At 68.6% G+C, this 22,077-nt stretch carries 22 protein-coding genes, 1 tRNA gene and 1 pseudogene; 12 read left to right on the top strand and 12 right to left on the bottom strand.

What is annotated here, in order from left to right; translation table 11 throughout:
* Window positions 1-10 precede the first annotated feature (10 nt).
* Window positions 11-481, top strand: a complete 471-nt coding sequence (locus QFZ21_RS04315) for an SIP domain-containing protein (protein WP_307374760.1) — start codon at window positions 11-13, stop codon at window positions 479-481.
* Window positions 482-512: 31 nt separating this feature from the next.
* On the opposite strand, the gene QFZ21_RS04310 is transcribed toward QFZ21_RS04315, so the two are convergent.
* From QFZ21_RS04310 to QFZ21_RS04295, 4 genes are all read right to left on the bottom strand, one after another.
* Window positions 513-950, bottom strand: coding sequence for a Fe-S oxidoreductase (locus tag QFZ21_RS04310; protein WP_307374758.1), 438 nt, complete (start codon window positions 948-950; stop codon window positions 513-515).
* Window positions 947-1,750 (bottom strand): arginase family protein, encoded by an 804-nt coding sequence (locus tag QFZ21_RS04305; RefSeq protein ID WP_307374756.1) that lies wholly within the window; start codon window positions 1,748-1,750, stop codon window positions 947-949. Before QFZ21_RS04305 ends, QFZ21_RS04310 begins: the two co-directional genes overlap by 4 nt.
* Window positions 1,751-1,816: 66 nt before the next feature.
* Entirely contained in the window at window positions 1,817-2,560 is a 744-nt protein-coding gene (locus QFZ21_RS04300) for a PspA/IM30 family protein (RefSeq protein WP_307374753.1), read from the bottom strand.
* A 58-nt stretch (window positions 2,561-2,618) separates the two neighbouring features.
* Window positions 2,619-4,676, bottom strand: coding sequence for a TPM domain-containing protein (locus tag QFZ21_RS04295; RefSeq protein WP_307374751.1), 2,058 nt, complete (start codon window positions 4,674-4,676; stop codon window positions 2,619-2,621).
* A gap of 122 nt (window positions 4,677-4,798) precedes the next feature.
* Here QFZ21_RS04295 and QFZ21_RS04290 point away from each other — a divergent pair, with 122 nt between their 5' ends.
* The 5 genes and pseudogenes from QFZ21_RS04290 to QFZ21_RS04270 all read left to right on the top strand — a co-directional run bounded on the left by QFZ21_RS04290 (window position 4,799) and on the right by QFZ21_RS04270 (window position 8,826).
* Window positions 4,799-5,638: a DUF3097 domain-containing protein gene (locus QFZ21_RS04290; RefSeq protein WP_307374749.1), complete on the top strand. Its 840-nt coding sequence runs from the start codon at window positions 4,799-4,801 to the stop codon at window positions 5,636-5,638.
* A 38-nt stretch (window positions 5,639-5,676) separates the two neighbouring features.
* Window positions 5,677-6,403, top strand: a pseudogene (gene trmB / locus QFZ21_RS04285) (tRNA (guanosine(46)-N7)-methyltransferase TrmB).
* The gene (locus QFZ21_RS04280; protein WP_307374747.1) at window positions 6,400-7,290 is read left to right on the top strand and encodes a CPBP family intramembrane glutamic endopeptidase; all 891 of its coding nucleotides are present in this window, start codon (window positions 6,400-6,402) and stop codon (window positions 7,288-7,290) included. Before trmB ends, QFZ21_RS04280 begins: the two are co-directional and overlap by 4 nt.
* 26 nt (window positions 7,291-7,316) lie before the next feature.
* Window positions 7,317-7,709 carry a DUF1304 domain-containing protein gene (locus QFZ21_RS04275; protein ID WP_307374745.1) on the top strand — a complete coding sequence of 131 codons (393 nt, stop codon included), beginning with the start codon at window positions 7,317-7,319 and terminating at the stop codon, window positions 7,707-7,709.
* Between the two features lie 40 nt (window positions 7,710-7,749).
* Window positions 7,750-8,826 (top strand): DNA polymerase IV, encoded by a 1,077-nt coding sequence (locus QFZ21_RS04270; RefSeq protein WP_307374743.1) that lies wholly within the window; start codon window positions 7,750-7,752, stop codon window positions 8,824-8,826.
* 23 nt (window positions 8,827-8,849) lie between these two features.
* On the opposite strand, the gene QFZ21_RS04265 is transcribed toward QFZ21_RS04270, so the two are convergent.
* Window positions 8,850-9,251 carry a RidA family protein gene (locus QFZ21_RS04265; protein ID WP_307374741.1) on the bottom strand — a complete coding sequence of 134 codons (402 nt, stop codon included), beginning with the start codon at window positions 9,249-9,251 and terminating at the stop codon, window positions 8,850-8,852.
* A gap of 183 nt (window positions 9,252-9,434) precedes the next feature.
* Here QFZ21_RS04265 and treS point away from each other — a divergent pair, with 183 nt between their 5' ends.
* The gene (gene treS, locus QFZ21_RS04260; protein WP_307381202.1) at window positions 9,435-11,165 is read left to right on the top strand and encodes a maltose alpha-D-glucosyltransferase; all 1,731 of its coding nucleotides are present in this window, start codon (window positions 9,435-9,437) and stop codon (window positions 11,163-11,165) included.
* Complete coding sequence (locus QFZ21_RS04255) at window positions 11,162-12,661, top strand: phosphotransferase (RefSeq protein ID WP_307374739.1); 1,500 nt, start codon at window positions 11,162-11,164, stop codon at window positions 12,659-12,661. Before treS ends, QFZ21_RS04255 begins: the two co-directional genes overlap by 4 nt.
* Before the next feature lie 7 nt (window positions 12,662-12,668).
* On the opposite strand, the gene QFZ21_RS04250 is transcribed toward QFZ21_RS04255, so the two are convergent.
* From QFZ21_RS04250 to QFZ21_RS04240, 3 genes are read right to left on the bottom strand one after another with little or no spacing between them, the layout of a single operon-like run.
* On the bottom strand, window positions 12,669-13,646 hold the full coding sequence (locus QFZ21_RS04250) for a zinc-binding dehydrogenase (RefSeq protein ID WP_307374738.1): 978 nt from the start codon (window positions 13,644-13,646) through the stop codon (window positions 12,669-12,671).
* Window positions 13,647-13,665: 19 nt separating this feature from the next.
* Window positions 13,666-14,088 carry an organic hydroperoxide resistance protein gene (locus QFZ21_RS04245; protein ID WP_307374736.1) on the bottom strand — a complete coding sequence of 141 codons (423 nt, stop codon included), beginning with the start codon at window positions 14,086-14,088 and terminating at the stop codon, window positions 13,666-13,668.
* A 29-nt stretch (window positions 14,089-14,117) separates the two neighbouring features.
* A complete protein-coding gene (locus QFZ21_RS04240; protein ID WP_307374734.1) occupies window positions 14,118-14,579 on the bottom strand; it encodes a MarR family winged helix-turn-helix transcriptional regulator in 462 nt (153 codons plus the stop codon).
* A gap of 64 nt (window positions 14,580-14,643) precedes the next feature.
* Here QFZ21_RS04240 and QFZ21_RS04235 point away from each other — a divergent pair, with 64 nt between their 5' ends.
* Entirely contained in the window at window positions 14,644-15,264 is a 621-nt protein-coding gene (locus QFZ21_RS04235) for a cyclodeaminase/cyclohydrolase family protein (protein WP_307374732.1), read from the top strand.
* Window positions 15,265-15,356: 92 nt separating this feature from the next.
* Here QFZ21_RS04235 and QFZ21_RS04230 read toward each other — a convergent pair whose 3' ends face one another.
* Window positions 15,357-16,427 carry a zinc-binding alcohol dehydrogenase family protein gene (locus tag QFZ21_RS04230; RefSeq protein ID WP_307374730.1) on the bottom strand — a complete coding sequence of 357 codons (1,071 nt, stop codon included), beginning with the start codon at window positions 16,425-16,427 and terminating at the stop codon, window positions 15,357-15,359.
* A gap of 191 nt (window positions 16,428-16,618) precedes the next feature.
* On the opposite strand from QFZ21_RS04230, the gene QFZ21_RS04225 reads away from it, so the two are divergent.
* A complete protein-coding gene (locus QFZ21_RS04225; protein ID WP_307374728.1) occupies window positions 16,619-17,134 on the top strand; it encodes a TetR/AcrR family transcriptional regulator in 516 nt (171 codons plus the stop codon).
* A 282-nt stretch (window positions 17,135-17,416) separates the two neighbouring features.
* Here the strand turns inward: QFZ21_RS04225 and QFZ21_RS04220 are convergent.
* Window positions 17,417-17,489 (bottom strand) — tRNA-Arg (locus QFZ21_RS04220).
* Window positions 17,490-17,505: 16 nt separating this feature from the next.
* Window positions 17,506-18,321: an SGNH/GDSL hydrolase family protein gene (locus QFZ21_RS04215; RefSeq protein WP_307374726.1), complete on the bottom strand. Its 816-nt coding sequence runs from the start codon at window positions 18,319-18,321 to the stop codon at window positions 17,506-17,508.
* A gap of 93 nt (window positions 18,322-18,414) precedes the next feature.
* Here QFZ21_RS04215 and argS point away from each other — a divergent pair, with 93 nt between their 5' ends.
* Window positions 18,415-20,079 (top strand): arginine--tRNA ligase, encoded by a 1,665-nt coding sequence (argS, locus tag QFZ21_RS04210; RefSeq protein WP_307374724.1) that lies wholly within the window; start codon window positions 18,415-18,417, stop codon window positions 20,077-20,079.
* Between the two features lie 51 nt (window positions 20,080-20,130).
* On the top strand, window positions 20,131-20,973 hold the full coding sequence (locus QFZ21_RS04205) for a DUF2993 domain-containing protein (RefSeq protein ID WP_307374722.1): 843 nt from the start codon (window positions 20,131-20,133) through the stop codon (window positions 20,971-20,973).
* Window positions 20,974-20,989: 16 nt separating this feature from the next.
* On the opposite strand, the gene QFZ21_RS04200 is transcribed toward QFZ21_RS04205, so the two are convergent.
* Window positions 20,990-22,036: a YihY/virulence factor BrkB family protein gene (locus QFZ21_RS04200; protein ID WP_307374720.1), complete on the bottom strand. Its 1,047-nt coding sequence runs from the start codon at window positions 22,034-22,036 to the stop codon at window positions 20,990-20,992.
* Window positions 22,037-22,077 lie beyond the last annotated feature (41 nt).

Below are 22,077 nucleotides of genomic sequence, written 5' to 3'. Positions count from 1 at the left end.
TGGAGTCACCATGAACACCTCCCTCGAGATCCGCGGAACGCGCGCTGAGCGCCGTGCTGCGCGTCGACGTGCGCACCACCTGGTGACGGCTGACGAGCACTCGCTCGCCGACCTCGAGATCTTCCTGGCCACGCTGCCGCTGTGCGCCTCGGGCCGCATCTTCATCGAGGTGCCCGACGCTTCCGACATCGGCATCATCGATGCCCCCGGGCGCATGACCGTCACCTGGCTGGCCCGCGGGCAGCGCTCCGGCACCCCCGGAACCGGCCGCTCGTGCACTCCCGGCCAGGCGCTGGCGCGCGCGACGTGCGCGTGGGCCGACGAGATGATGTGCGACGAGGAGATCGAGACGCACGTCACGCTCCTGGGGGGCTACCTCGGCACCGCCGACATCGTCGACCACCTGACGAACGCGCTCGACATCGACGCGGCGCAGATCCACGCTCCCGAGCGCTTCGGTCTGCTGCCCGCCGATCGCTGACCGTCACAGACGGTTCCGCTCGCGCTGAGGCTCAGCGGGAGCGACGCACGTAGTTGCCGTCCTCCAGGCCCGCCTCGATCTCGAAGCGGTTGTGCAGCGGATCGCGTCCGGCGAAGAAATACAGCACCGGCAGCAGGATGCCGTAGCGCAGCCACTGCTGCTTGTGCACGGCCTCGTGGCGGAGCACGGCATCCGTCGGACGGGAATCGCCCGTCAGGAAGCAGCCGCCCACGCACACGCCGCCGCGGTTGAAGGTCCACTGCGGCATGCCCTGGAACACCCACAGTCCGGCACGCCGCTCCACCGGCCCGGTGCTCCAGAGGGAGCCCCACAGCCACCCGACCGCGGTGCCCCACCAATAGCCGACCATGCTGATCGGTGAACGCAACAGGAACGCGGGGATGCGGCGATCGAAGCGGCGACCGCGGGCGAGCGCCTCGTCGGCAGCGGGACGCCAGTCGGCCGTCATGCGACCGCTCCGACCAGGCGCAGAAGAGCGCCGAGATCGTCCACGGCATCGGCGGGCGAACGAGGCGCGAAGCCCGAGATGGTCGCACCGGCCAGCGGGATCTCATCGCGCAGCCGGCGGATGGCGGCGCTCAGCTTCGCTGGCGAGACGCCGAACGGCGCGGCGGAGGACACACCGGCGAAGTCCGACGGATCGAGCACATCGACGTCGATGTGCACCCAGACACGGGATGCTCCGGTGGCGCGCACCGCCTCGACGAGAGCGTCGGTTCGTTCGAGGTCGTCGACGGAGACCTGCGAGAGCGGATCGATGAGGTCGACCTCGGCATCGTCGAGATCGCGCATCCCGACCGCGACGATGCGATCCCGCGGGATACCGGGGGAGAGGACGAGCTGCTCCTCGCCCTCACCGAGCACGGCCCGCAGCGCCATCCCGGAGAACGCGCCGGAGGGCGAGCTCTCCGGCGTGTGCATGTCGGCGTGAGCGTCGCACCAGACGACCGCGAGGTCGTCGGTGCCGCCGGGGAGCGCAGCGAGCGCGGCGACGGTCACGCTGCAGTCTCCGCCGATCACGACCGTGTCTGCTCCGAGCTGATCGCTGAGGAGTTCGCGCGTGCGCAGCAGTGCACTCAGGCGGCGGACGCCGGTGCCCAAGGATTCACCCGCTTCGACCGGCACATCGAGCACCGTCGTCGCTGCCCTCGGCAGGTCGCCGGCGATGGCGGACGCGCCGTCGACGAGAAGCATCGCGCGCGGGGCGGGCGAACCCTGCCACTGTGGAACGACGAGGAATCGCACCATGGTCACCTCCGGGGGAGAAATCGCCGATGCCCCGGACACGCGATGGTCCGGGGCATCGGCAGGGTGTCAGGAGCCTTCGATGGCCTGACGCGGCGCGGTGCCGCCGGCCTTGAGCTCCGCGAGGCGGGCCTCGACCTCGGTCAGCTCACCGAGGTCTTCCAGGCTCTCGAACTGGGCGTCGAGGCTCGACGCGGCGAGCTCCATCTTGCCCTGGGCGAGAGCCTCCTGGCGGCGGACCTTGTCTTCGAACCGGCCCAGCTCGCTGGTGGGGTCGAGCACGTTGATCGATCCGACCGCGTCCTGCACCTTGGTCTGCGCCTCGGCGACCTTGGCGCGGGCGAGAAGCTCGCTGCGCTTGTTCTTCAGCTCGCCGAGCTTGTCCTTCATGCCGTTGAGGCCGCTCTTGAGCTTGTCGACGATCTCGGTCTGCGACGCGATCTGCGGTTCGGCGCCGGTCGCCTCGCGCTCGGCGCTGATCTGGCGCTGCAGGGCTATCTTGGCGAGGTTGTCGAACTTGTCGGCATCCGCCGCATTGCCGGTCGTGCGCATCTCGTCGGCCTTGCGGCTGGCAGCGAGTGCCTTGTTGCCCCACTCGGTTGCCGCCTGCACGTCTTCCTCGTGGTCGCGCTCGAGGAGGCGCAGGTTGCCGATGGTCTCGGCGATGGCGGACTCGGCGTCGGCGATGCTGTTGGTGTAGTCGCGGACGAGCTGGTCGATCATCTTCTGCGGGTCTTCCGCAGAGTCCAGGAGCGAGTTGATGTTCGCTCGGAGAAGGGTCGAGATACGTCCGAAGATGGACTGCTTGGTCATGCGTGATTCCTTTCAGAGGGGCGAAGTCGAGAGCTGTGCGTCTGTGTGGATGAGCGGTTCAGAAGCGTCTACCTCCGGATCGTCCGCTGCGTCCGCTGCTGCTCCGAGAGCTGCTGCGCGAACTGCTGCGTGAGCTGCTGCGAGAACCACCGCCGAAGCCGGAGCTGCGGTAGCCTCCGCTGCTGCGCGAGGAGCTCCCTCCGCCTCCGCCGCCGGAGAGAAGCCCGCCGATGATGCCGCCGAGGATGTCGCCGCCGATTCCCGACCCGCTCGATCGCGAGCTCGAACCGCCGAAGAGACCGCCCCAGTTGTCGTCCTGGTAGCTGTTCTGGCTGTTGTACGACTGCACGTCGGACTGCGCCGAGTACGTCGCCTGCCGCACGAGCTCGATCGCCCGGTTCGCCTCGGTCAGCGCCGCATTGGTGTCGGTGGCCTGCAGTGCGAGAGCCTGCGTCAGGCTCGTCTCGGCTGCGGCGAGCCTCGTGCGGGCCGTCGAGCCCACGGTGCCGCGACGGGTCTCGATGAACTCGCGGGTGGCGCGGATCTCCGAGCTCGCCTGCGCCAGTGACTGTCCGAGCATCTGCCGGGCGCGCCGCGCTCGATCCACGGTCTCGCGTCCCTGCGCGATCGCGGCGTCGATCTGGGCGTTGGCGGCGGTCAGAGCCTCGACAGCACGCTGCGGACTGCGCGGAGCAGTGGCGAGACTCGTCTGGGCGATCTGGATCTGCTGGTTGGTGGCGGAGACCGCGGCGGCGATGGAACCGTCGGCATCCGGGAGCTGCTGTGCGGCGGCCAAGTCGGTCTGGAGTTCCGCGATCAGCGCCTGCGCCTGGGCTTCCATCTCCTGCAGCTCGGTGCTGAGCGAGGTGATCGCCTGGGCGAGCTGTGCCGCCTGACCGACGGCCTGCTCGGCGGTGCGGATGGCGAACGCCGCTTCTCCGGATCGACCGGCCGCGATCGCCTGGGCGGCCGCCTCGAACGAGCGATCCGCGAGTGCGGCGCGCTCCTGGGCCTGCGCGGGGTTGTCCGCCACCGTGCTGAGCGCCGTCGCGTCGTACACCCCCGAGAGAGTGGCCAGTGCGGGACCGGCGGCGGCGAGGACCGGCTCGAGCGCCGCCCGCTCTCCGCGCACCCGCTCCAGCTCCTGCGGCGCGTTCTGCTCGAGCTTGCGCAGAGCATCGAACGCTTCGGTGTTGTCATCGAGCACATCGTCGATCTCGTCGGCGAGCTGGATGATGCGGATGTGCCAGGCACGGCGATCGTGGATCGTGTCCTCGATCTCGTCATCGAGCTTCTGCTTGAGGTCGAAGGCCTCCGACATCTTGGCCTTCGCCGCGTCGACGGCCTGGGTGAACTCCGCCGTCGCGCCCTCGCCGAACTGCGCGACAGCGAATCCGAGCTCTTCCTTGCTGGAGGTGATGGCGTCGTCGGCCTGGACCAGTGCGACTCCGGCGTGCGTCTCGACCTGCTCGTCGGTGAGGGTGGAGAACGGGTCGTTCGGGTCGGCCTTCTCCGGCATGGCGCCGCGCCTGCGGACCTCGGCGTTCCGTCGGGAGCGCCGGATGAGGGCGACGATCAGCCAGATGACGAGTCCTGCGGCGATCACCGCGCCGACGATCAGCGCGGTGCGCAGGGCTCCGGCCCCGCCGTCGCCCTGGATCTCGTCGGCTGCGAGGGTGATCGCGCCCGTCCAGTCCTCCTGGGAGGCGAGCGGCACCATCTTGTCTTCTATGTCGTCGAGCTTGCTGTCGCTCAGCGGACCGTCGGGGGCGGCGGAGATGTAGTACGTGCGCCCTTCGGTGGCGATCGCGAGAAGATACTGGTCGGAGCCGAGTCCGTTGTTCTCTGCGACGTCGTCCGCCCAATCGGCGCTGTCAGACGGCGAGCTGAAGTCATCGACGAGGACGACGAAGAGATCGGCGTTGGAGTTCTCGCTCAGCTCGGTCAGTCGGGCTTCGAGGTCGGCCTCCTGGCCGCTGCTCAGCACCCCGGCCTCATCGGTGACGTACCCGGTGTCGAGGTCGAGCGGATCTGTCGCGGAGGCGGCGGAAGCGGAGAGCGCTCCGGCCACGGCAGCTGCTGTCACCGCGGCGAGCGTGAGCCACCGTTTCGTCATGCTGTTCCCTCCGACCGGCAGCCGAGCCCCATGCGTCGAGTCTATGCACAGAGGCCGACACGCGACAGCATCCGGCACCCGATCTCCGTTCGCCGTCAGCGGAGACACATACGCTGGATGGCATGGATGACAGGTACGGAGCGGACGTGCTGGCCAAGGGCTGGCGCGAGCGCGGTGCGAAGAAGGTGCCCCAGGTACCGGCCGAGACCGACCTCGTGGTGGAGGTCGCGGACGACGGCTACTGCGGCGCGGTGACCCGCGTGCAGGGCGGCAACGTCGAGCTCGAGGATCGCCTCGGCCGCAAGCGCCTCTTCCCGCTCGGCGGCGGCTTCCTGATCGATGGGGCGCCTGTTCGGCTGGTCGCCCCGGCTGCGAAGGAGCAGGGGCCGCGGCGCACGGCATCCGGCTCGTTCGTCGCGGCTGATCAGCGGGCCAGGGTCGCACTGCCCAGCCGTATCCTCGTCGAGGGCAAGCACGATGCCGAGCTGGTCGAGAAGGTGTGGGGCGCCGACCTCCGCGTGGAGGGCGTCGTCGTCGAGTTCTTGCAGGGCATCGATCTGCTGGACGATCTTCTCGCCGCGGAGCCGCCCAGCGCGACCCGCCGCTACGGCGTGCTCGTCGACCATCTCGTGCCGGGATCCAAGGAGACGCGGATCGCGGATGCCATCGCTCGCGGTCCGCACGGCCGCCACCTCCGCATCGTCGGACACCCGTTCGTCGACGTCTGGCAGTGCGTCACGCCGCGGGCCTTGGGAATTGCGAAGTGGCCGGAGATCCCGCGGGGCACCGACTGGAAGACCGGAATCTGCCGGGCGTTCGGCTGGCCGTACGAGACGCAGGGGGACACCGGGCGCGCCTGGCAGCACATCCTCTCCAAGGTCACGACCTACCGCGACCTGGAGCCCGCGCTGCTCGGCCGTGTCGAGGAGCTCATCGACTTCGTGACGGAGCCCGCCCACTGAGCGCGGGAGCTGTGAGCCCCGGCGACTACCCTGGAAACATGCCCGAACCCCGCACCTTCCGCGACGAACCGGTGTCCTTCGTGCGCCGGAGTGGACGGATGTCCGAGGCGCAGGACCGCGCCTTCATCGACCTGGCCCCGCACTACCTCCTCGACGTGCCACGAGACGTCGCGTGGACCTCGGTGCACCCGGAGGCGCCGTCTGGATCCGGCGGTGGAGTACGGCCGCGACGCCGACCTCTACGTCGAGATCGGCTCCGGTCAGGGGCATGCGATCGTCGCCGCGGCATCCGCCCGCCCGGACGACGACTTCCTCGCCGTCGAGGTGTTCCGCGCCGGCCTCGCGCGGACGATGCTCGACGCCGACCGGGAGGGCGCCCGCAACCTCCGTGTCGTCGAGGCGAACGCGCCGGAGGTCCTGTCGTCGTACCTGCCGGAGGGCGCAGCGCGCGAGGTGTGGATCTTCTTCCCCGACCCGTGGCACAAGAAGAAGCACACCAAGCGGCGTCTGGTGCGGGCGGGCTTCGGCGACACCGCGGCGCGCGCTCTGCGTGACGGCGGCCTGCTGCGGCTCGCCACGGACTGGGAGGACTACGCCCTCCAGATGCGCGAGGTGCTCGACGCCGAGCCGCTGTTCGAGCGCGCGTTCGAGGGGGAGTGGGCAGAGCGCTTCGACGGGCGCGTGATGACGGCGTTCGAGCGCAAGGGCATCGCGAAGGGCCGCGACATCCGGGACCTCGTCTACCGCCGCAAGGCGCGCGCGTGACCTCGGCTGCGCAGGGCACTTCGCTCCGCGCCGGCATCGCGCCCGCGCTCCTGGTGTGCGCCGCGGCTCCCGCGTTCTTCGTCCTGGAGATCCCGTGGCTGGGATGGGCGCTGTTGGCGCTCGGCGTCGGCGTCGCATGGCTTGTCGAGCGCGGTCGCATGGCACCGGACTCCGTCGTCAGCATGGGCGCGCGCCGCGAGACAGCGCGGGTGATCGGCACCCATCGGCCTCCCTCTCTGACCAGAGATCTCTCCCTGATCGCGATCGGCATGCTGATCGTCAGCATCATCCCGCTGGCGGCCGAACTCGACAATCTGGCCATGCTGCGGTTCACGCTGGCGCTCGGCGGCGCGGTCGCCGTGCCGTACGTGATCTCGCGATTCGTCTACCGGGACCGTGCGATCAGCTTCCCGTGGCGCACTCACCGCCGGTGGGGGCGGCTCCAGTGGGGTTGGCTCGTCGCCGTGCTGGTGCTCGGCTGGCTGATCCTGCCGTTCTACTTCATCACGAGCGGCGTCTACCAGAACTGGCCCGTCGTGGACACGCCGGAACTGATCGCCCGGTTGTTCGTCGGCGTCGGCGCGGTCGGCATCTGGGACGAGCTGTTCTTCATCTGCACGGTCTTCGCGCTGCTCCGTCGTCACTTCCCCGACGTCGTCGCGAATCTGCTGCAGGCGATCGTGTTCGTCTCGTTCCTCTGGGAGCTCGGCTACCGCGAATGGGGCCCCCTTCTCACCATCCCGTTCGCGCTGCTGCAGGGGTTCATCTTCCTCCGCACCCACTCGCTCGCGTACGTCGTCACCGTGCATCTGCTCTTCGACGCCGTGGTGTTCGCCGTGCTCGTGCACGCGCACAATCCGGGGCTGCTGCCGATCTTCCTCGTCTGAGTTCACTCTTCTGCGAGAATCAGCCCATGCTCATCGTCGGTCTCGTCCTCGCCGCAGCTGCTGCGGCCTTCCACGTCTTCATCTTCGCGCTCGAGTCGCTGAAGTGGACCGAGCCCGAGACGAGGAAGATCTTCGGCGTCGCCAGCGAGGCGGATGCGGTCACGATGAAGCAGCTCGCCTTCAACCAGGGGTTCTACAACCTGTTCCTCGCGCTGACCGCGCTTCTCGGCATCGGCCTGGTGATCATGGGCGCGGCGACCGTGGGTCTGACGCTCGTGTTCGCCGGCACCGGCATGATGCTGGCGGCCGCGCTCGTGCTCGTGCTGTCGGATCGTTCCAAGACTCGCGCCGCGGTGATGCAGGGGACGCTGCCGCTGCTGGCTGTCATCGCCACCGCGATCGGCGTCGCCATCGCCTGACGGGCGTGACATCGGCTGCGCGAGCGGCCACACTCGTTGCATGGCCGACTGGGTGCTGCACGTGGACATGGATCAGTTCATCGCCGCGGTGGAGGTGCTGCGCCGACCCGAGCTCGCCGGGCGTCCGGTCATCGTCGGAGGCCGCGGCGATCCGACGGAGCGGGCGGTCGTGTCGACGGCGTCTTACGAGGCGAGGGCGTTCGGTATCGGATCCGGGATGCCGCTCAAGATCGCCGCGCGCAAGGCGCCGGAGGACGCGATCTTCCTCCCCGTCGATCACGAGGCCTACGAATCGGCGTCGGCCGAGGTGATGGCCGCCCTGAGGGCGCTGCCGGGCGTGACGCTGGAGATCGTCGGCTGGGATGAGTGCTTCCTCGGAGTGACGACCGACGATCCGGAGCAGACAGCGCGCGACGCGCAGGCCGCGGTGCTGGCGGCGACGCAGCTGCACTGCTCGGTCGGCATCGGCGACAACAAGGTGCGCGCCAAGATCGCGACCGAGTTCGGGAAGCCGCGGGGAATGTTCCGGCTCACCGAGGAGAACTGGTTCGAGGTCATGGGGAAAAAGCCGACGCGCGACCTCTGGGGCGTCGGACCCAAGGTGCAGAAGCGCCTCGCGGAGCACGGCATCGCGACCGTGCGAGAACTCGCCGATGCGGACGAACAGGAGCTCGTGGGGGAGTTCGGTCCGAAGATGGGCGTCTGGTACCACGGGCTCGGATCGGGACGGGGCCCGCGAGTCGTCGACGACACTCCGTGGGTCGCACGCAGCCACAGCCGGGAGACCACGTATCAGCAGAACCTCACGACCACCGTCGAGGTCGAGGGCGCGGTCCGCGAGCTCGCCGGGCACGCCTTCGACGATTGTGCTGCCGAGGGTCGACCCGTCGTGCGCGTGCACCTGAAGGTGCGATATGCGCCGTTCGAGACGAAGACGTTCGGTCGCAAGCTCGCGGTGCCGTCGATGCAGCGCGTCGAGGTCATCGAGGCCGCGGTCGCTCTCGCGGCGACGCTCGATCCGGAGCGTGAGGTGCGCCTGCTCGGGGTGCGCGCCGAGATGGCGATGCCGGAGGAAGGCGACACGGTGGAGCGGACGCCCGTCCGCGGGCGCATCTGACGCGGATCCGGCGGTCGCGATCGTCAGTCGCGGATGACGGCGGCGACGGCGCTGACCTCGATCAACGCGCCGGGAACGCCGAGCCCGTGGACGATCGCCGCTGTGACGAGGGGAGGGGCGCCGTCTCGAGCGAGCTTCGACGCGACCGCTCCGTAGGCCGCCCTGAGGTCGGCATCCTGATGGATCAGCACGGTCCAGCTGATCACGTCGTCGAGGCCGGCCCCGGCGGATTCCAGAGCTGTCCGGGCGTTCTCGACGGCACGGACCGACTGCTCGCCGGCATCCGCCGAGACGACCGCCCCGGATGAGTCGACGCCGTTCTGGCCGCCGACGTAGATCGTGGTCGCCCCCGGAGGCACCACGGCGACATGACTGAATGCGGGGCTGACGACGAGGCCCGCGGGCTGAGCGAGTGTGATCTCCATGACGACACTCTGCCGCGGGCCTCCGACATCGACCGGCGGATCGCCGGCAGGCCGGTACACCGTGCGGCAGCATCACCGCAAGGGGCCTCCGCTGGGGCGGGTGATCAGGCAACCTGAAGACATGTTCCGCGTCAGGAGGTCCCTGTGACGAGTGCTGCCGACTCCCACCCACAGACCGCGTCCATCCCCATCCTCACCCAGGAGCCGTTCCCGGACACCCCGGGGAGTCCGGAGCCCGAGTGGTTCAAGACCGCCGTCTTCTACGAGGTCCTCGTCCGCTCCTTCCAGGACGGCGACGGAGACGGCTCGGGCGACTTCCGTGGACTCATCGACAAGCTCGACTACCTGAAGTGGCTGGGCATCGACTGCCTGTGGCTGCCTCCGTTCTTCCCGTCGCCACTGCGTGACGGCGGATACGACGTCGCCGACTACACGGGCATCCAATCCGACCTCGGCACCACCGCGGACTTCCAGGAGTTCCTCGATGCCGCCCACGCGCGCGGCATCCGCGTGATCGTGGACTTCGTGATGAACCACACCAGCGATGAGCACGTCTGGTTCCAGGAGAGCCGGAAGGACCCCGACGGGCCCTACGGCGACTTCTACGTGTGGAGCGACACCGACGAGCTCTATGAGGACGCGCGCATCATCTTCGTCGACACGGAGCCCAGCAACTGGACGTGGGATCCGGTGCGCCAGCAATACTTCTGGCATCGCTTCTTCGCTCACCAGCCGGACCTGAACTTCGACAACCCGAAGGTGCACGAGGCGATGATCGACGCCATGCGCTTCTGGCTCGACATGGGACTCGACGGCTTCCGCCTCGACGCGGTGCCGTACCTCTACGAGCGACCCGGCACGAACGGCGAGAACCTCCCGGAGACGCACGACTTCCTCAAGAAGGTGCGCCGTATCGTCGACCGGGAGTACCCGGGTCGCGTGCTGCTCGCCGAGGCCAACCAGTGGCCGGCCGATGTCGTCGACTACTTCGGCGACCCGGAGGTCGGAGGCGACGAGTGCCACATGTGCTTCCACTTCCCGGTCATGCCGCGCATCTTCATGGCCGTCCGCCGCGAGTCGCGGTACCCGATCACGGAGATCCTCGCCGACACCCCGCCGATCCCGTCCGGATGCCAGTGGGGGATCTTCCTCCGCAACCACGACGAGCTCACCCTCGAGATGGTGACCGACGAGGATCGCGACTACATGTGGAGCGAATACGCGCAGGACCCGCGCATGAAGGCGAACATCGGCATCCGACGCCGGCTGGCACCGCTGCTCGAGAACGACATCGATCGGATCGAGCTCTTCACGGCGTTGCTGCTGTCGCTGCCGGGGTCGCCGGTGCTCTACTACGGCGACGAGATCGGCATGGGCGACAACATCTGGCTCGGTGACCGCGACGGCGTCCGCACGCCCATGCAGTGGAGCTCGGATCGCAACGCCGGGTTCTCCAAGGCGAACCCGGGCAAGCTGACCCGTCCGCTCGTGCAGGACCCGGTCTACGGATATCTCGCGGTGAACGTCGAGGCCCAGCAGGAGGACCGCTCGTCGCTGCTGCACTGGACCCGCGAGATGATCCACGCCCGGCGCAAGCATCCCGCGTTCGGTCTCGGGAGCTTCAACGACCTCGGCGGCTCCAATCCCGCGGTCCTCTCGTACACGCGTGAGCACTCGAACGACGACGGCTCGGTCGACGTGATCCTCTGCGTCAACAACCTCTCCCAGTTCCCGCAGCCGGTGGAGCTCGACCTGCGACGTTTCGAAGGTCTCGTGCCGGTGGAGCTCATCGGCGGAGTACCGTTCCCGCGGATCGGCGAGCTGCCCTATCTGCTCACGCTCGGCGGTCACGGCTTCTTCTGGTTCCAGCTGCAGGAACCGGCCGAGGAGCCCGGAGAGTTGAGGATGCTGTGATCCACATCGAACCCGCAGTCCTCGAGGACTACCTCGTCCGCACGCGGTGGTTCGCCGGCAAGGGGCGGCCCTTCCGCGCCACGCGGATGCGGTCGATCGCCGCGCTCGCCGCACCCGCCTCGGACATCGCAGATGCCTCCGAGCCGTCGGTCGAGATCTTCCTCCTCACGATCGAGTATTCCGACCCGGAGGGCGGGAGCGAGATCTATCAGGTCCCTCTGGCGAGCTATGAAGAGTACGTCGAGCAGATCGGGCATGCGTTCGTCGGCGCCGTCGAGCACGAGGGCGGCCAGCGGTATGTGTTCGACGCCGTGCACGACCGGAAGGCCATGGCACTTTGGCTGGGCGCGTTCGTCGACGCGGAGGCCGACGGCGACGTCCGCATCGGCGCTCTGGTCTTCCGGCGCGTACCCGGGGGAGAAGCGCTCGATCCGGCTCTCCGGGCGTCTCCGCTGTCGGGCGAGCAGTCGAACTCCTCGGTTCGTTTCGACGACACCGCGATCATGAAGATCTTCCGCAAGGTGAGTCCGGGTGTGAACCCCGACATCGAGATCCACGAGGAGTTGACGCGCGGCGCGGCGGAGAGCATCGCCGCCCTCTACGGCTGGGTCGAGATCGAGGTCGACGGCGAGGTCGTGCAGCTGGCGATGCTCCAGGAGTTCCTGCGCACCGCCTCGGACGGGTTCGAACTCGCCACCGGAAGCGTGCGCACGCTGCTGGCCGATCCGGCGCAGGCCGTCGCCGACTCGGGTGGGGACTTCGCCGGCGAGGCGACCAGACTGGGCGAGGCGCTCGCCCAGGTGCACGAGATGCTGCGGGACCGATTCCCCTCCGAGCGCCGGGGACCGGACGCGACGGCGGATCTCGCCCGTGCGATGAACGAGCGACTGGATCATGCGCTCGGTGTGGTTCCCGAGCTGGCGGCGCATGCCGATCGTGTGCGCGCGGCGTACGAAGCGGTCGCGGCGCTCGACGGCATCGACGTGCAACGCGTGCACGGCGACCTCCACCTCGGGCAGACGCTGCGCACGTCGCACGGTTGGCGGATCGTCGACTTCGAGGGCGAGCCCGGCAGGCCCTTCGCCGAACGGTCACTGCCCGATTCTCCCTGGCGGGATGTGGCAGGGATGCTTCGGTCGTTCGACTACGCGCCCGGAGTGGTGCAGCTGTCGCGGACATTCGCCGGGGATGCGGCGGAGGACGAGGAGCGACTGCGCACGATTCGTGGCGAGGAATGGTCGCGTCGCGCACGCGAGCACTTCCTCGAGGCGTACTCGGAAGCGATCGGCGCGCCTCTTCTCGACCAGGCCCACCGTCGGCTGCTCGATGCGTACGTTGCCGACAAGGCCGTGTACGAGGCCGTCTATGAGAAGCGCAACCGGCCGACGTGGGTCCGGATACCGCTCGCCGCGCTCGCGGAGATCGGGGCTGCGGAGATCGGGGATGCCGCGATCGGAGACGCCGAGACCGGGGACGGAACCCCGATCCCGGCGTGAGGCGCCCTCAGAAGCGCAGCAGCACCTTGCCCACGCGACCGGGGGTTCCGCTCGCGCGCACGGCGTCGGCGATGTCGGCGGCGTCGAAGACTCCGGAGACCGGCAGCGTGAGCGTGCCGTCACCGACGCGCTGGAACAGCTCGCCGAACAGGGCGCTCCGCTCAGCGGGATCGAGGGCGGGGATCACCTTGCTGCCCCAGAAGCCCTTCACCGTGGCCTGCTTGAAGATCACGTCGGAGGAGGCGATCTCCATCGTGGGGGAGTCCATCGCGCCGAAGGCGACCAGCGTGCCCCCTTCGGCGATGAGGGACAGCACCTGGCCGGCAGCGGCACCGCCGACGGAATCGACTCCGGCGACGATGGCTGCTCCGCCGGTGAGTGCCTCGGCTTGCTCCCGCCAGTCGTCCTGGTCGGTGGCGATGACGTTCTCGATGCCCTGTGCCCGGAGTTCTTCGACGCCGGCGGAGCGGCGGACGAGGCCCAGCACGTTGATCCCTCGCGCGGCACCGAGCTGCGCCAGCATCCGTCCGACCGCGCCGTTGGCGGCGTTCTGCACGATCCAGTCGCCTTCCTCCACGTCGAGGAACTGCAGCAGCGTCATGGTGCTGAAGGGCATCGAGACGAGCTGCGCGGCGCTCTCGTCGGGCAGGGAGTCGGGCACCGGGATGAGCCCGGCGGCGTTCGCGACGATGTACTCCGCCCAGGCGCCGAAGGTTCCTCCCGTGGCGACGCGCTGACCGACGGCGAGCGTGTCGACACCGTCGCCGAGAGCATCGACGACGCCGAGCGCCTCGGTGCCGGACGCCGCGGGCAGCTCAGGCTTGAAGCCGTAGGTGCCGCGCACCGTCCACAGGTCGTGGTTGTGGATGGGGGAGAGGACGATGCGCAGGCGCACCTGTCCGGGACCGGGCTCGGGGACCGGGCGGTCCTCGACGGTCAGGACGTCTTCGGGGGCGCCGAACGTGGGATGGATGAGTGCGCGCATGATGTGAGTGCCTTTCGGGTCAGTCGTCGGAGACCGTGATCGTGACGTCGATGTTGCCGCGGGTCGCGTTCGAATACGGGCACACCTGGTGCGCGGCATCCGCGAGTGCCTGCGCCTGGTCGTGCGGGAGTTCCGGGATCACGACCTCGAGCTCGACGGCGAGACCGAAGCCGCCCTGGCCGTTCGATCCGATCTGCACGCGCGCGCCGACCGAGGTGTCGGCGATGCGCACTTTCTGCGTGCGGGCGACGCTCTGCAGGGCGGAGTGGAAGCAGGCCGCGTAACCGGCCGCGAACAGCTGCTCAGGGTTTGCGCCGTCACCGCTGCCGCCCATCTCCTTCGGGATCGCCAGATCGAACTCGACGCGGCGATCGCTCGTGGCGACGTGTCCGTCTCGGCCTGCCCCGGTGGCGAGGGCTTCTGCGGTGTAGAGAGCTTCCATGGGTGCGGTTCTTCCTTCTGTCGTGGTGGTCATGCGCCGCTGCGCGCGTGCGCGGCGGCGTCGGTCGTGGCGTCCTGGAGGAGAGCGGTGAGCTCCTGCAGCTCGGCGATCAGTCGGCGGCGGTGGGCATCGTCGTGGATGCCGGAGAAACGCGCCACCTGAGCGGGTATCGACGCGAGGTCGTGTCGGAGCGCGTGTCCGGCCAGCGTGAGCGCGACCGTGACCACCCGCTCATCGTCACTCCGGCGCGCGCGGGCGACGTGGCCGGCCTGTTCAAGACGTCGGACGAGAGGGGAGAGAGTCCCGGAGTCGAGCTGCATGGCTTCGCCGAGCGAGCCGATGGTCTGGTCGCCCTCGTGCCAGAGGATCGCGAGCACGAGGTACTGCGGATACGTCAGTCCCCACGGTGCGAGCAGGGCGCGGTACGCCTGGGTGGTGGCGCGCGCAGCGGAGTAGAGCGAGAAGCACACCATCTCATCGGTCACGGCCATACCTCAACCATGTCACGCAATTCAATTGTGCACAACCTAATCACGACCGGCTATTGTGGCGCGGATGGATGAGACCGTTCCCGTTCCGACGTCCGTACCGCTCTCCGACTGGCTGAGCGAACTTGCCCAGCCCACCGGCGCACCGGGTGGTGGCGCGGCGTGCGGGGTGATTCTCGGCATCTCCGCGGCGCTGCTCAGAATGGTCGCGGAGTACACCGATGATGGGCAGGCGGCCGAGTCTGCCGCTCGGCTCACGCGGTGGCGCGAAGATGTCTTGACCGCCGCCGAGGCGGACGAGGTGCGATCCGCAGAGTTCGGGGCGGCGCTCGCGCTGAACTCGTCGGATCCAGAGCGCGACGAGCGCGTCCGTGAGGCTGCCGTGCACGCGGCCGTGTCTTCCGCCGCGATAGGCGAAGCGGGCGAGCGGTTGCTTCCCGAACTGTGCCTGCTTGCCGAAGTGGGCAATCCGAGCCTCGCTGCGGACCTGTGCATCGCGGCGGATGCTCTCGCGACTGGCATCCGCGGCGTATCCACCAACCTGCGAGCGAACCTGCAGACGGCGTCGCGGCATGGGGCGCGGAAGGGTGACCATCCGTCGCTGGTCGCAGCGGTCGAGCGGTTCCGCGTGGTGCAGGAGGCGGCGGGTGGGGTTGCGCGGAAGCTGTCTGCGGCGTTCGACGATTAGACGCGAAGGGGAGTACACCGAAGGGGGCCGTCCTCGCGGACGGTCCCCTTCGGTGAACACGCCGTCTCCGCCCGACGGTTCGTGGAGTGACTTCATGTCCTTACTGCTGGGTCGAGGGTTACGACGAGCTTCTGTGCAGATACACCGCGGCGGAGGGTGTCGATGGCTGCTTGGATCGCCGGAAGGCCATCGCCCTCGATTCGGGCTTCCGGGTAGAGGTGGTGGCTGCCGGAGGCGAGAGCGGCAGGGAGATATTCGCCCCAGATGGCCGGGCCCACAGGGGACGTGGCGATGGCGCTTCCCCAGATGAACGATGCTCTGATCCCGTGGGCGCGACTGCGCACCTGCAGGAGTGCAGTTCGCGTTCCGAGCCTCAGGAAGAGGCGGGTGCGGGCGAGGGAGAGACCACGACGGCGAGGCTGTTCGTAGAACGAGACCGGAGGGCTCGCCATCGCGATCTTCGTGGCCCTGGTCGCGCGCGCGATCCTGAGCGAGGGCTCGGCAGACCCGACCGCGACGGCGAGAATGCCCGCAACGACGGAGCTGCGGACCTCTTCGATGATGTGGTCCGCAGCTTCGGGGTCACGATAGTCGTAGACGGCTTCCGCTCCCAGCCGCCTCATCTGATCGTGATTCTTGGGGGAGGCTGTCGCGACGACCCGATAGCCGGCTGCTCGGGCGAGCTGGATCGCGTTGCCTCCGACGGCCGTCGCGCCGCCCCAGACCACGACGATCTCTTCGCGCGGGGCCACGTTTCCGAGATGCGAGTAGTCCAGTCCGAGTTGGCCTTCCTCGAACAGGCCTGCCGCCGCAGTCGAGATTGCCAATGGCAGGACTACCCCGTCTTCGAAGGCGATGGTGGAGGGAAGGGGGGCGGCCAGGGCCGCGTCGACGGCGGCGTAAGCCTGGAAGCCGCTTTCGGAAGCCTCGTCCCGCCCCTTCTCGAGGCCCATCGCGTACGCCACGACCCGATCTCCGACGGCAAAGTCCTTCACGCCGGTACCGGTCTCCACGACGATGCCCGCGACGTCTTCCCCGAGGATCACCGGGTACTGCAACCAGCCGTACATGACGGTGCCGTTGGACTGGATGATCGCGTCGAGCGGGTTCACTGCCACGGCGCGTACCTCGATGAGCAACTGTCCCTTCCCTGCCTTCGGCATCGGGGCTCCTCGAACCCCCAGATCCGCGTAGGGCGAATCCATCCACGCCGCGCTGTTTTCGCTCATCTCGTCCCATCCCCGATCCCGATGACATGTCGTGTCGTCAATGGTCAGCCTACGACAGTTCGTGTCATCATGAGTTCATGCCTCGATGGTCACCTGATGCCGCACTGCGGCTCGAAGCTGCGGCGATGGCCCTGTTCGCCGCACAGGGGTACGCGGGGACGACCGTTCCCCAGATCGCCGAGGCGGCTGGCCTGACCACGCGGACGTTCTTTCGCCACTTCTCCGACAAACGCGATGTGCTGTTTCTCCGAGATCGCGAGTTTCCTCAGGCGGTGAGCGACTTCATGGCCTCGGTCCCCGCGGAAAGCGGCGGAACCGCCACTGTGCGCGCGGGTCTCGCAGCCGCATGCCGAGGCATCCAAGGCTGGCGAGAAGAGATCGCGCGTCGACGCAGCATCGTTCACAGTGAACCGGCGCTGCACGAGCGTGATCTTCTCCGCAGTCATTACCTCGCGCGCGCCATCGCGCAGTCATTGGACCAGCGCGGCATCGACTCTGAGCAGGCTCACACACTGGCAGCCCTCGCAGTGACCTGTTTCGACCTCGCGATGGACAGATGGCTGGAAGGTCCTTCCGATCACTCACTCGAGGAGTCTCTGACGACGGTATGGAACGACATACAGGGCTGGATCAACGAGTGAGATCACGCCCATCTCGCGGAGTCATTCCGGCAAATAGGCCCCTCAGTACGGGGTTACCTAGAAATCACAGAAGGGGACCGTCCTGGCGGACGGTCCCCTTCTGCGATTTCGTGCCCCCGCGTCCCCATTTGCCACTCCGCACGCCGCCTTGTCCGGTGGGCGTCGTCGCGTTCTGGAGAGATGGGCGGCGCGCGGAGCCTCGGGCAAATGGGGCCCCTCAGTAGAGGGTTACCTAGTATGCGAAAAGGGACCGCCCTGGCGGGCGATCCCTTTTCGCATACGTGCCCCCGACAGGAGTCGAACCTGCGACCTACGGTACCGGAAACCGGCGCTCTATCCACTGAGCTACGGAGGCGTACCGAACGACGATATCACTCGTCGGGGGTGGTCTCCGACCCGCCGGCCTCGGTGACCGGAGCGCCGCGCAACTCGTCGAGGGCGCTGACGAGCTTCTCGGCGAGGTAACGGTGGCCCTCGGTGGACGGATGCTTGCGCCCGAGGTCCACGTCGATGACCGCGAGGTAGTTCTGGTCGGTGATCCAGTCGAGGGCGATGGGGGAGATGTACCACCAGCCGCGCGCAGCGGCGAGCTCGGAGAGGTCGGTGTCGATGCGAGCGGTCTCCGTTCCCACGGGCAGCTCGTGCGGAGCGGGTCCGAGCACGACGATCACGGCCTCGGGGTACTTCGCCGCCAGGGCATCCCACGCGGCGGTCACCGCCTCGCGGTATCCGGCCACGCCCTGTGCCCGGTCGTTGATGGACCCCTGGATGACGATGAGGTCCGGGTCGAGCGCCGGGTTGAGGAGAGTGATGCGCTCGCCGAACGTGGGGCCGTCGATGCCCGGCTTGAGGTAGCCGCTGCCGCGGACGCCGTTCACGATCGTCTTGCCGTGCAGCAGATCCGCGAGGACGTACGCGTATCCGAGCGTGGGCACATTCGCCGCGGACCCGTACGTCCAGGAGTCTCCGAACACCAGCACGGTCGGATTCTCGGGCAGCGTCAGGGGTGCCGGCGCGATCGCGGCGGGTGCACCGGCCTGGCCTTCCGCAGAGGCCCCGACGGGGGCTGTCGCGGGCAGCGGAGTCCACGGTCGCCACACGCCGAGAACGCCTGCCGCGACGGCGAGGAGCAGGGCGAGGGCGATTCCCGCGGTGCGCAGTCGGCGTCGGGCGGCGGAGGCGTGCATTGCATGAGAGTAGATCATCGGAAACCAAATACGAATTCCACGCGCCGTCCGGTCGTCGGTCGGGGTGATCGCGGCCCGTAAACTGGGACGGCTATGAACCCTGAAAAGCTCGCCGAAGCCCTCCTCGCCGTCCTCGCTCCGATCGCCGAGGAACGACGTCCCGGCGAGCCGCTCGGGCTCGCTGCATCCGACATCGTCTTCGAGCGCCCGCGCAACCGGGACCATGGTGACTGGTCATCCAATGTCGCGATGCGTCTGGCGAAGACGTTCGCCACGAATCCGCGGGAACTGGCACAGCAGATCGCCGACGGACTCGCCGGTGTCGACGGAGTGGCGAGCGCCGAGGTCGCCGGACCCGGGTTCATCAACATTCGTCTGGATGCCGCCGCCGCGGGTGCGCTCGCGAAGATCATCGTCGACGCCGGCCCCGGGTACGGGACGAACACCTCGCAGGCAGGTGTGAGCGTCAACGTCGAGTTCGTCTCGGCGAACCCCACCGGCCCGCTGCACATCGCCCACACGCGCTGGGCTGCCCTCGGGGACTCGATCGTCCGCCTGCTCACCGCGAGCGGCGCGCGCGCCGTGCGCGAGTACTACATCAACGACGCCGGTGCGCAGATGGACCGCTTCGCCCTGTCGGTGCTCGCAGCGGCGAAGGGCGAGCCCACGCCCGAGGGCGGATACCCGGGCGAGTACATCGCCGTGCTCGCCGGGCGCGTGCTCGAGGCGCGGCCCGATCTGCTCGCGCTGCCCGAGCACGAGCAGCACTCCGTCGCACTCGACCTCGCCTACGAGTACCAGCTCGCCGAGATCAAGCACTCGCTCGACCGCTTCAACGTGCCTTTCGACAACTGGTTCTCCGAGCGCACGCTGCACGCGAAGGATGCCGACGGCACGAGTCTCATCGACCAGGCCGTCGACCGTCTGCGCGAGCAGGGCCACGTCTTCGACGAGGACGGCGCTGTGTGGGTGCGCACGACCGACTTCGGCGACGATAAGGACCGCGTGATCCGCCGCTCGAACGGCGAGTACACCTATTTCGCCGCCGACGCCGCGTATTACCTGAACAAGGGCGACCGCGGTTTCCAGAACAAGATCTACCTGCTCGGCGCCGACCACCACGGCTACGTGCACCGCCTGAAGGCGATCGCCGGCGCGGCGGGGGAGGACCCGGAGAAGAACGTTCAGGTGCTGATCGGACAGATCGTGTCGATCAACGGTGCACGCCTCAGCAAGCGCGCCGGCAACATCATCGAGATGGATGACCTGCTCGACTGGCTCGGCACCGACGCGCTGCGTTACTCGCTGGAGCGCTCGCCCGCGGACTCGCCGCTCGACCTCGATCCCGAGCTGCTCCAGAAGAGCGACAACGACAACCCCGTGCACTACGTGCAGTACGCGCACGCCCGCACGCACAACGTCGCCCGCAACGCCGCCGACTCCGGCGTGGACCGCTCTGAGTTCGCTCCCGAGCTCCTGACGCACGAGACCGAGGCCGCGCTGCTCGGCGTGCTGCAGGAGTTCCCGCGCATCGTCGCCTACGCCGCCGAGGTCCGTGAACCGCATCGCGTCGCGCGCTACCTCGAGGAGCTCGCCGGTCTGTACCACGGCTGGTATGCCAAGTGCCGCGTGATCCCGCTGGGCGATGGCCCCGTTGAGAGCGTGCACCGCACCCGTCTGTGGTTGAACGACGCGACGGGCCAGGTGCTCCGCAACGGTCTCGATCTGCTCGGCGTCTCGGCCCCGGAACGCAAGTAGCCCGAGGCCGCTGGACTTCAGGGCCGCCGAACCGTGAGGCAGGATGGCAGGATGAGCGACGACAACCACACCCTGCCGTATCCGGAGGCCTCTGCCGAGCATCCGACGCTCGTCATCCCCGGTGGGGGAGCGGATGCCGCGCAGCCGAGGCGCCGTCGACGCCGCTGGCCGTGGGTGCTGCTCATCCTGGTGATCCTGCTGGCCGCGCTCGTGGTGGCCGCCGAGTTCATCGCGCGTTCGATCCTCCCCGGCACGGTGCGCTCGCTCGTCATCGACCAGCTCGATCTTCCGGCCGACCAGCAGCTCGACGTGGAGGCGGAAGGCATCCTGCTTCCGCAGCTCATCGGCGGCCGGCTCGACACGCTGCATCTGTCCACGGATGCCGTGACCCTCGAGGGCGTGACCGGTGCAGCCGACGTCACGGCGACGGGGATCCCATTGCGCGGCGGCGACCTCGGCGGGGCGTCCGGGACGATCCGCGTCGACCAGGCCGAGTTCACGACCCTGCTCGCCGGCACCGACCTGCCCGTCGAGAGCGTTGCCTTCGAACCGCCGAACGCCACGCTCGGCGGGTCGTTCACCGTGTTCGGCGCCTCCGTCCCGATCTCCCTGACGCTCACGCCCGGCGCCGTCGAGGGTGACCTCGAGCTCACACCGGTGTCGCTGAGCATCGGCGGGCTGGACGTCGATTTCGACGGCGTCGGCGGGATGCTGGGCTCGGTGGGCGAAGACCTGACCAAGCCGCAGCGCGTGTGCATCGCGGATCAGCTCCCGGCGGGACTCACGCTCACCGGGCTCGAGATCGTCGGCAGCGAAGCCGTGATCGACATCGACGTCGACGGAGCGATCGCCACCGACGAGTCGCTGCTCGAGAAGGGCGTCTGCCCGCGCTGACGACGAGGCGTGCGACTCAGGACTTGCCGTCCTCGCCTGCCGCTGCCTTCTGCGCGGCCCGGAGCTCGGCGGTCGCGATCTGCACGTCGACCTCGGCACGCTGGAGCCGACGCTGCGGGAACGTCGTGGCACCGAACTTCTGGTGCACCCGGTCGGTTCGTTCCTCCTCGGCCGTCACGATGAAGGCGCAGGCGAGCAGCATGACCTGGGTCGACAGGTTGAGCCAGATCAGAAGCGCCAGGAGCGAGGCGAAGGAGGCGAGGAGCGGGTTGCTGGTGGCGCCGCCGACGAACAGACTGGACAGCTGCTGGAGCACGACGAGCCCGAACGCGCCGAGCAGGGCACCGCTCCACAGCGACCGTCCGGCGGGGCGTACACCCGAGAGCAGACGGAAGACGCCGATCAGAAGGATCGTGTCGAGGGCGAAGACGACCACGAGGGAGATCACGGGGACCGTCCAGCTCACCAGCGGGGAGTCGGGCGACAGCCCGAGCAGTCCGCTGACCCACGTGACACCGAGCTGTCCGACGAAGGTCACGGCTGCAGCGGCCACGAACGAGACGCCGATGCCGAGCGCCAGCAGCAGGTTGCGCACGATCACCCAGATCCAGAGGATGTCGTCGTGCGTGGTGCCGGAGATCACCCGCACCGCCGTGCGCAGCGATCCGATCGCCCCCAGGGCTGCACCCACGAGGGCGACGAGGGAGATGATGCCGGCGATCGAGAAGGATGCCGGCTGTTCGAGATCGGTTGTCTTGATCACGCCGTCCTCGCCGATGAGCCCGGGCACCACGGACTGCACGGCATCGATGATCGCCCGCCACGCCTCGGGGTTCCCCGAGAGCCACAGCGCCGCGATCGAGAACCCGAGCAGTACTCCGGCGAAGACGCTGAAGAGCGCGCGGTACGTGACGCTGTCGGCGAGCATGGGTCCTCGGCGCTCCGAATACAGCAGCGCGGCGCGGACGAGGCGCCGGCGCAGAGCCCACGCGATGACGGCCTGGCTCACGCGGGGGACGAGTCCCGGCCGCTTCGGAGTCTCGGAGGACGATTCGGAGTTCATCACAGCCCCACCCTATGAGGCGCCGTAGAACAGCCGCAGGG

The sequence above is a fragment of the Microbacterium sp. W4I20 genome, from assembly GCF_030816505.1.
In the GTDB taxonomy this organism is placed as follows: Bacteria; Actinomycetota; Actinomycetes; order Actinomycetales; family Microbacteriaceae; genus Microbacterium.
Note: the sequence above shows the minus strand (reverse complement) of the source record. Positions and strands in the feature narration are given on the sequence as shown.

Bases quoted from the DNA above. Each gene is read 5' to 3' on its own strand.
- QFZ21_RS04245 (WP_307374736.1), bottom strand. From the start codon at position 14,088: ATGGAAGCTCTCTACACCGCAGAAGCCCTCGCCACCGGGGCAGGCCGA.
- QFZ21_RS04200 (WP_307374720.1), bottom strand. From the start codon at position 22,036: ATGAACTCCGAATCGTCCTCCGAGACTCCGAAGCGGCCGGGACTCGTC.
- QFZ21_RS04215 (WP_307374726.1), bottom strand. From the start codon at position 18,321: ATGCACGCCTCCGCCGCCCGACGCCGACTGCGCACCGCGGGAATCGCC.
- QFZ21_RS04250 (WP_307374738.1), bottom strand. From the start codon at position 13,646: ATGCGCGCACTCATCCATCCCACGTTCGGCGCCCCCGAAGACGTCCTG.
- QFZ21_RS04315 (WP_307374760.1), top strand. From the start codon at position 11: ATGAACACCTCCCTCGAGATCCGCGGAACGCGCGCTGAGCGCCGTGCT.
- QFZ21_RS04230 (WP_307374730.1), bottom strand. From the start codon at position 16,427: ATGCCGAAGGCAGGGAAGGGACAGTTGCTCATCGAGGTACGCGCCGTG.
- QFZ21_RS04240 (WP_307374734.1), bottom strand. From the start codon at position 14,579: ATGGCCGTGACCGATGAGATGGTGTGCTTCTCGCTCTACTCCGCTGCG.
- QFZ21_RS04265 (WP_307374741.1), bottom strand. From the start codon at position 9,251: ATGGAGATCACACTCGCTCAGCCCGCGGGCCTCGTCGTCAGCCCCGCA.
- QFZ21_RS04310 (WP_307374758.1), bottom strand. From the start codon at position 950: ATGACGGCCGACTGGCGTCCCGCTGCCGACGAGGCGCTCGCCCGCGGT.
- QFZ21_RS04270 (WP_307374743.1), top strand. From the start codon at position 7,750: ATGGCCGACTGGGTGCTGCACGTGGACATGGATCAGTTCATCGCCGCG.
- argS (WP_307374724.1), top strand. From the start codon at position 18,415: ATGAACCCTGAAAAGCTCGCCGAAGCCCTCCTCGCCGTCCTCGCTCCG.
- QFZ21_RS04275 (WP_307374745.1), top strand. From the start codon at position 7,317: ATGCTCATCGTCGGTCTCGTCCTCGCCGCAGCTGCTGCGGCCTTCCAC.
- QFZ21_RS04300 (WP_307374753.1), bottom strand. From the start codon at position 2,560: ATGACCAAGCAGTCCATCTTCGGACGTATCTCGACCCTTCTCCGAGCG.
- QFZ21_RS04295 (WP_307374751.1), bottom strand. From the start codon at position 4,676: ATGACGAAACGGTGGCTCACGCTCGCCGCGGTGACAGCAGCTGCCGTG.
- QFZ21_RS04290 (WP_307374749.1), top strand. From the start codon at position 4,799: ATGGATGACAGGTACGGAGCGGACGTGCTGGCCAAGGGCTGGCGCGAG.
- QFZ21_RS04225 (WP_307374728.1), top strand. From the start codon at position 16,619: ATGGCCCTGTTCGCCGCACAGGGGTACGCGGGGACGACCGTTCCCCAG.
- QFZ21_RS04235 (WP_307374732.1), top strand. From the start codon at position 14,644: ATGGATGAGACCGTTCCCGTTCCGACGTCCGTACCGCTCTCCGACTGG.
- QFZ21_RS04305 (WP_307374756.1), bottom strand. From the start codon at position 1,750: ATGGTGCGATTCCTCGTCGTTCCACAGTGGCAGGGTTCGCCCGCCCCG.
- QFZ21_RS04205 (WP_307374722.1), top strand. From the start codon at position 20,131: ATGAGCGACGACAACCACACCCTGCCGTATCCGGAGGCCTCTGCCGAG.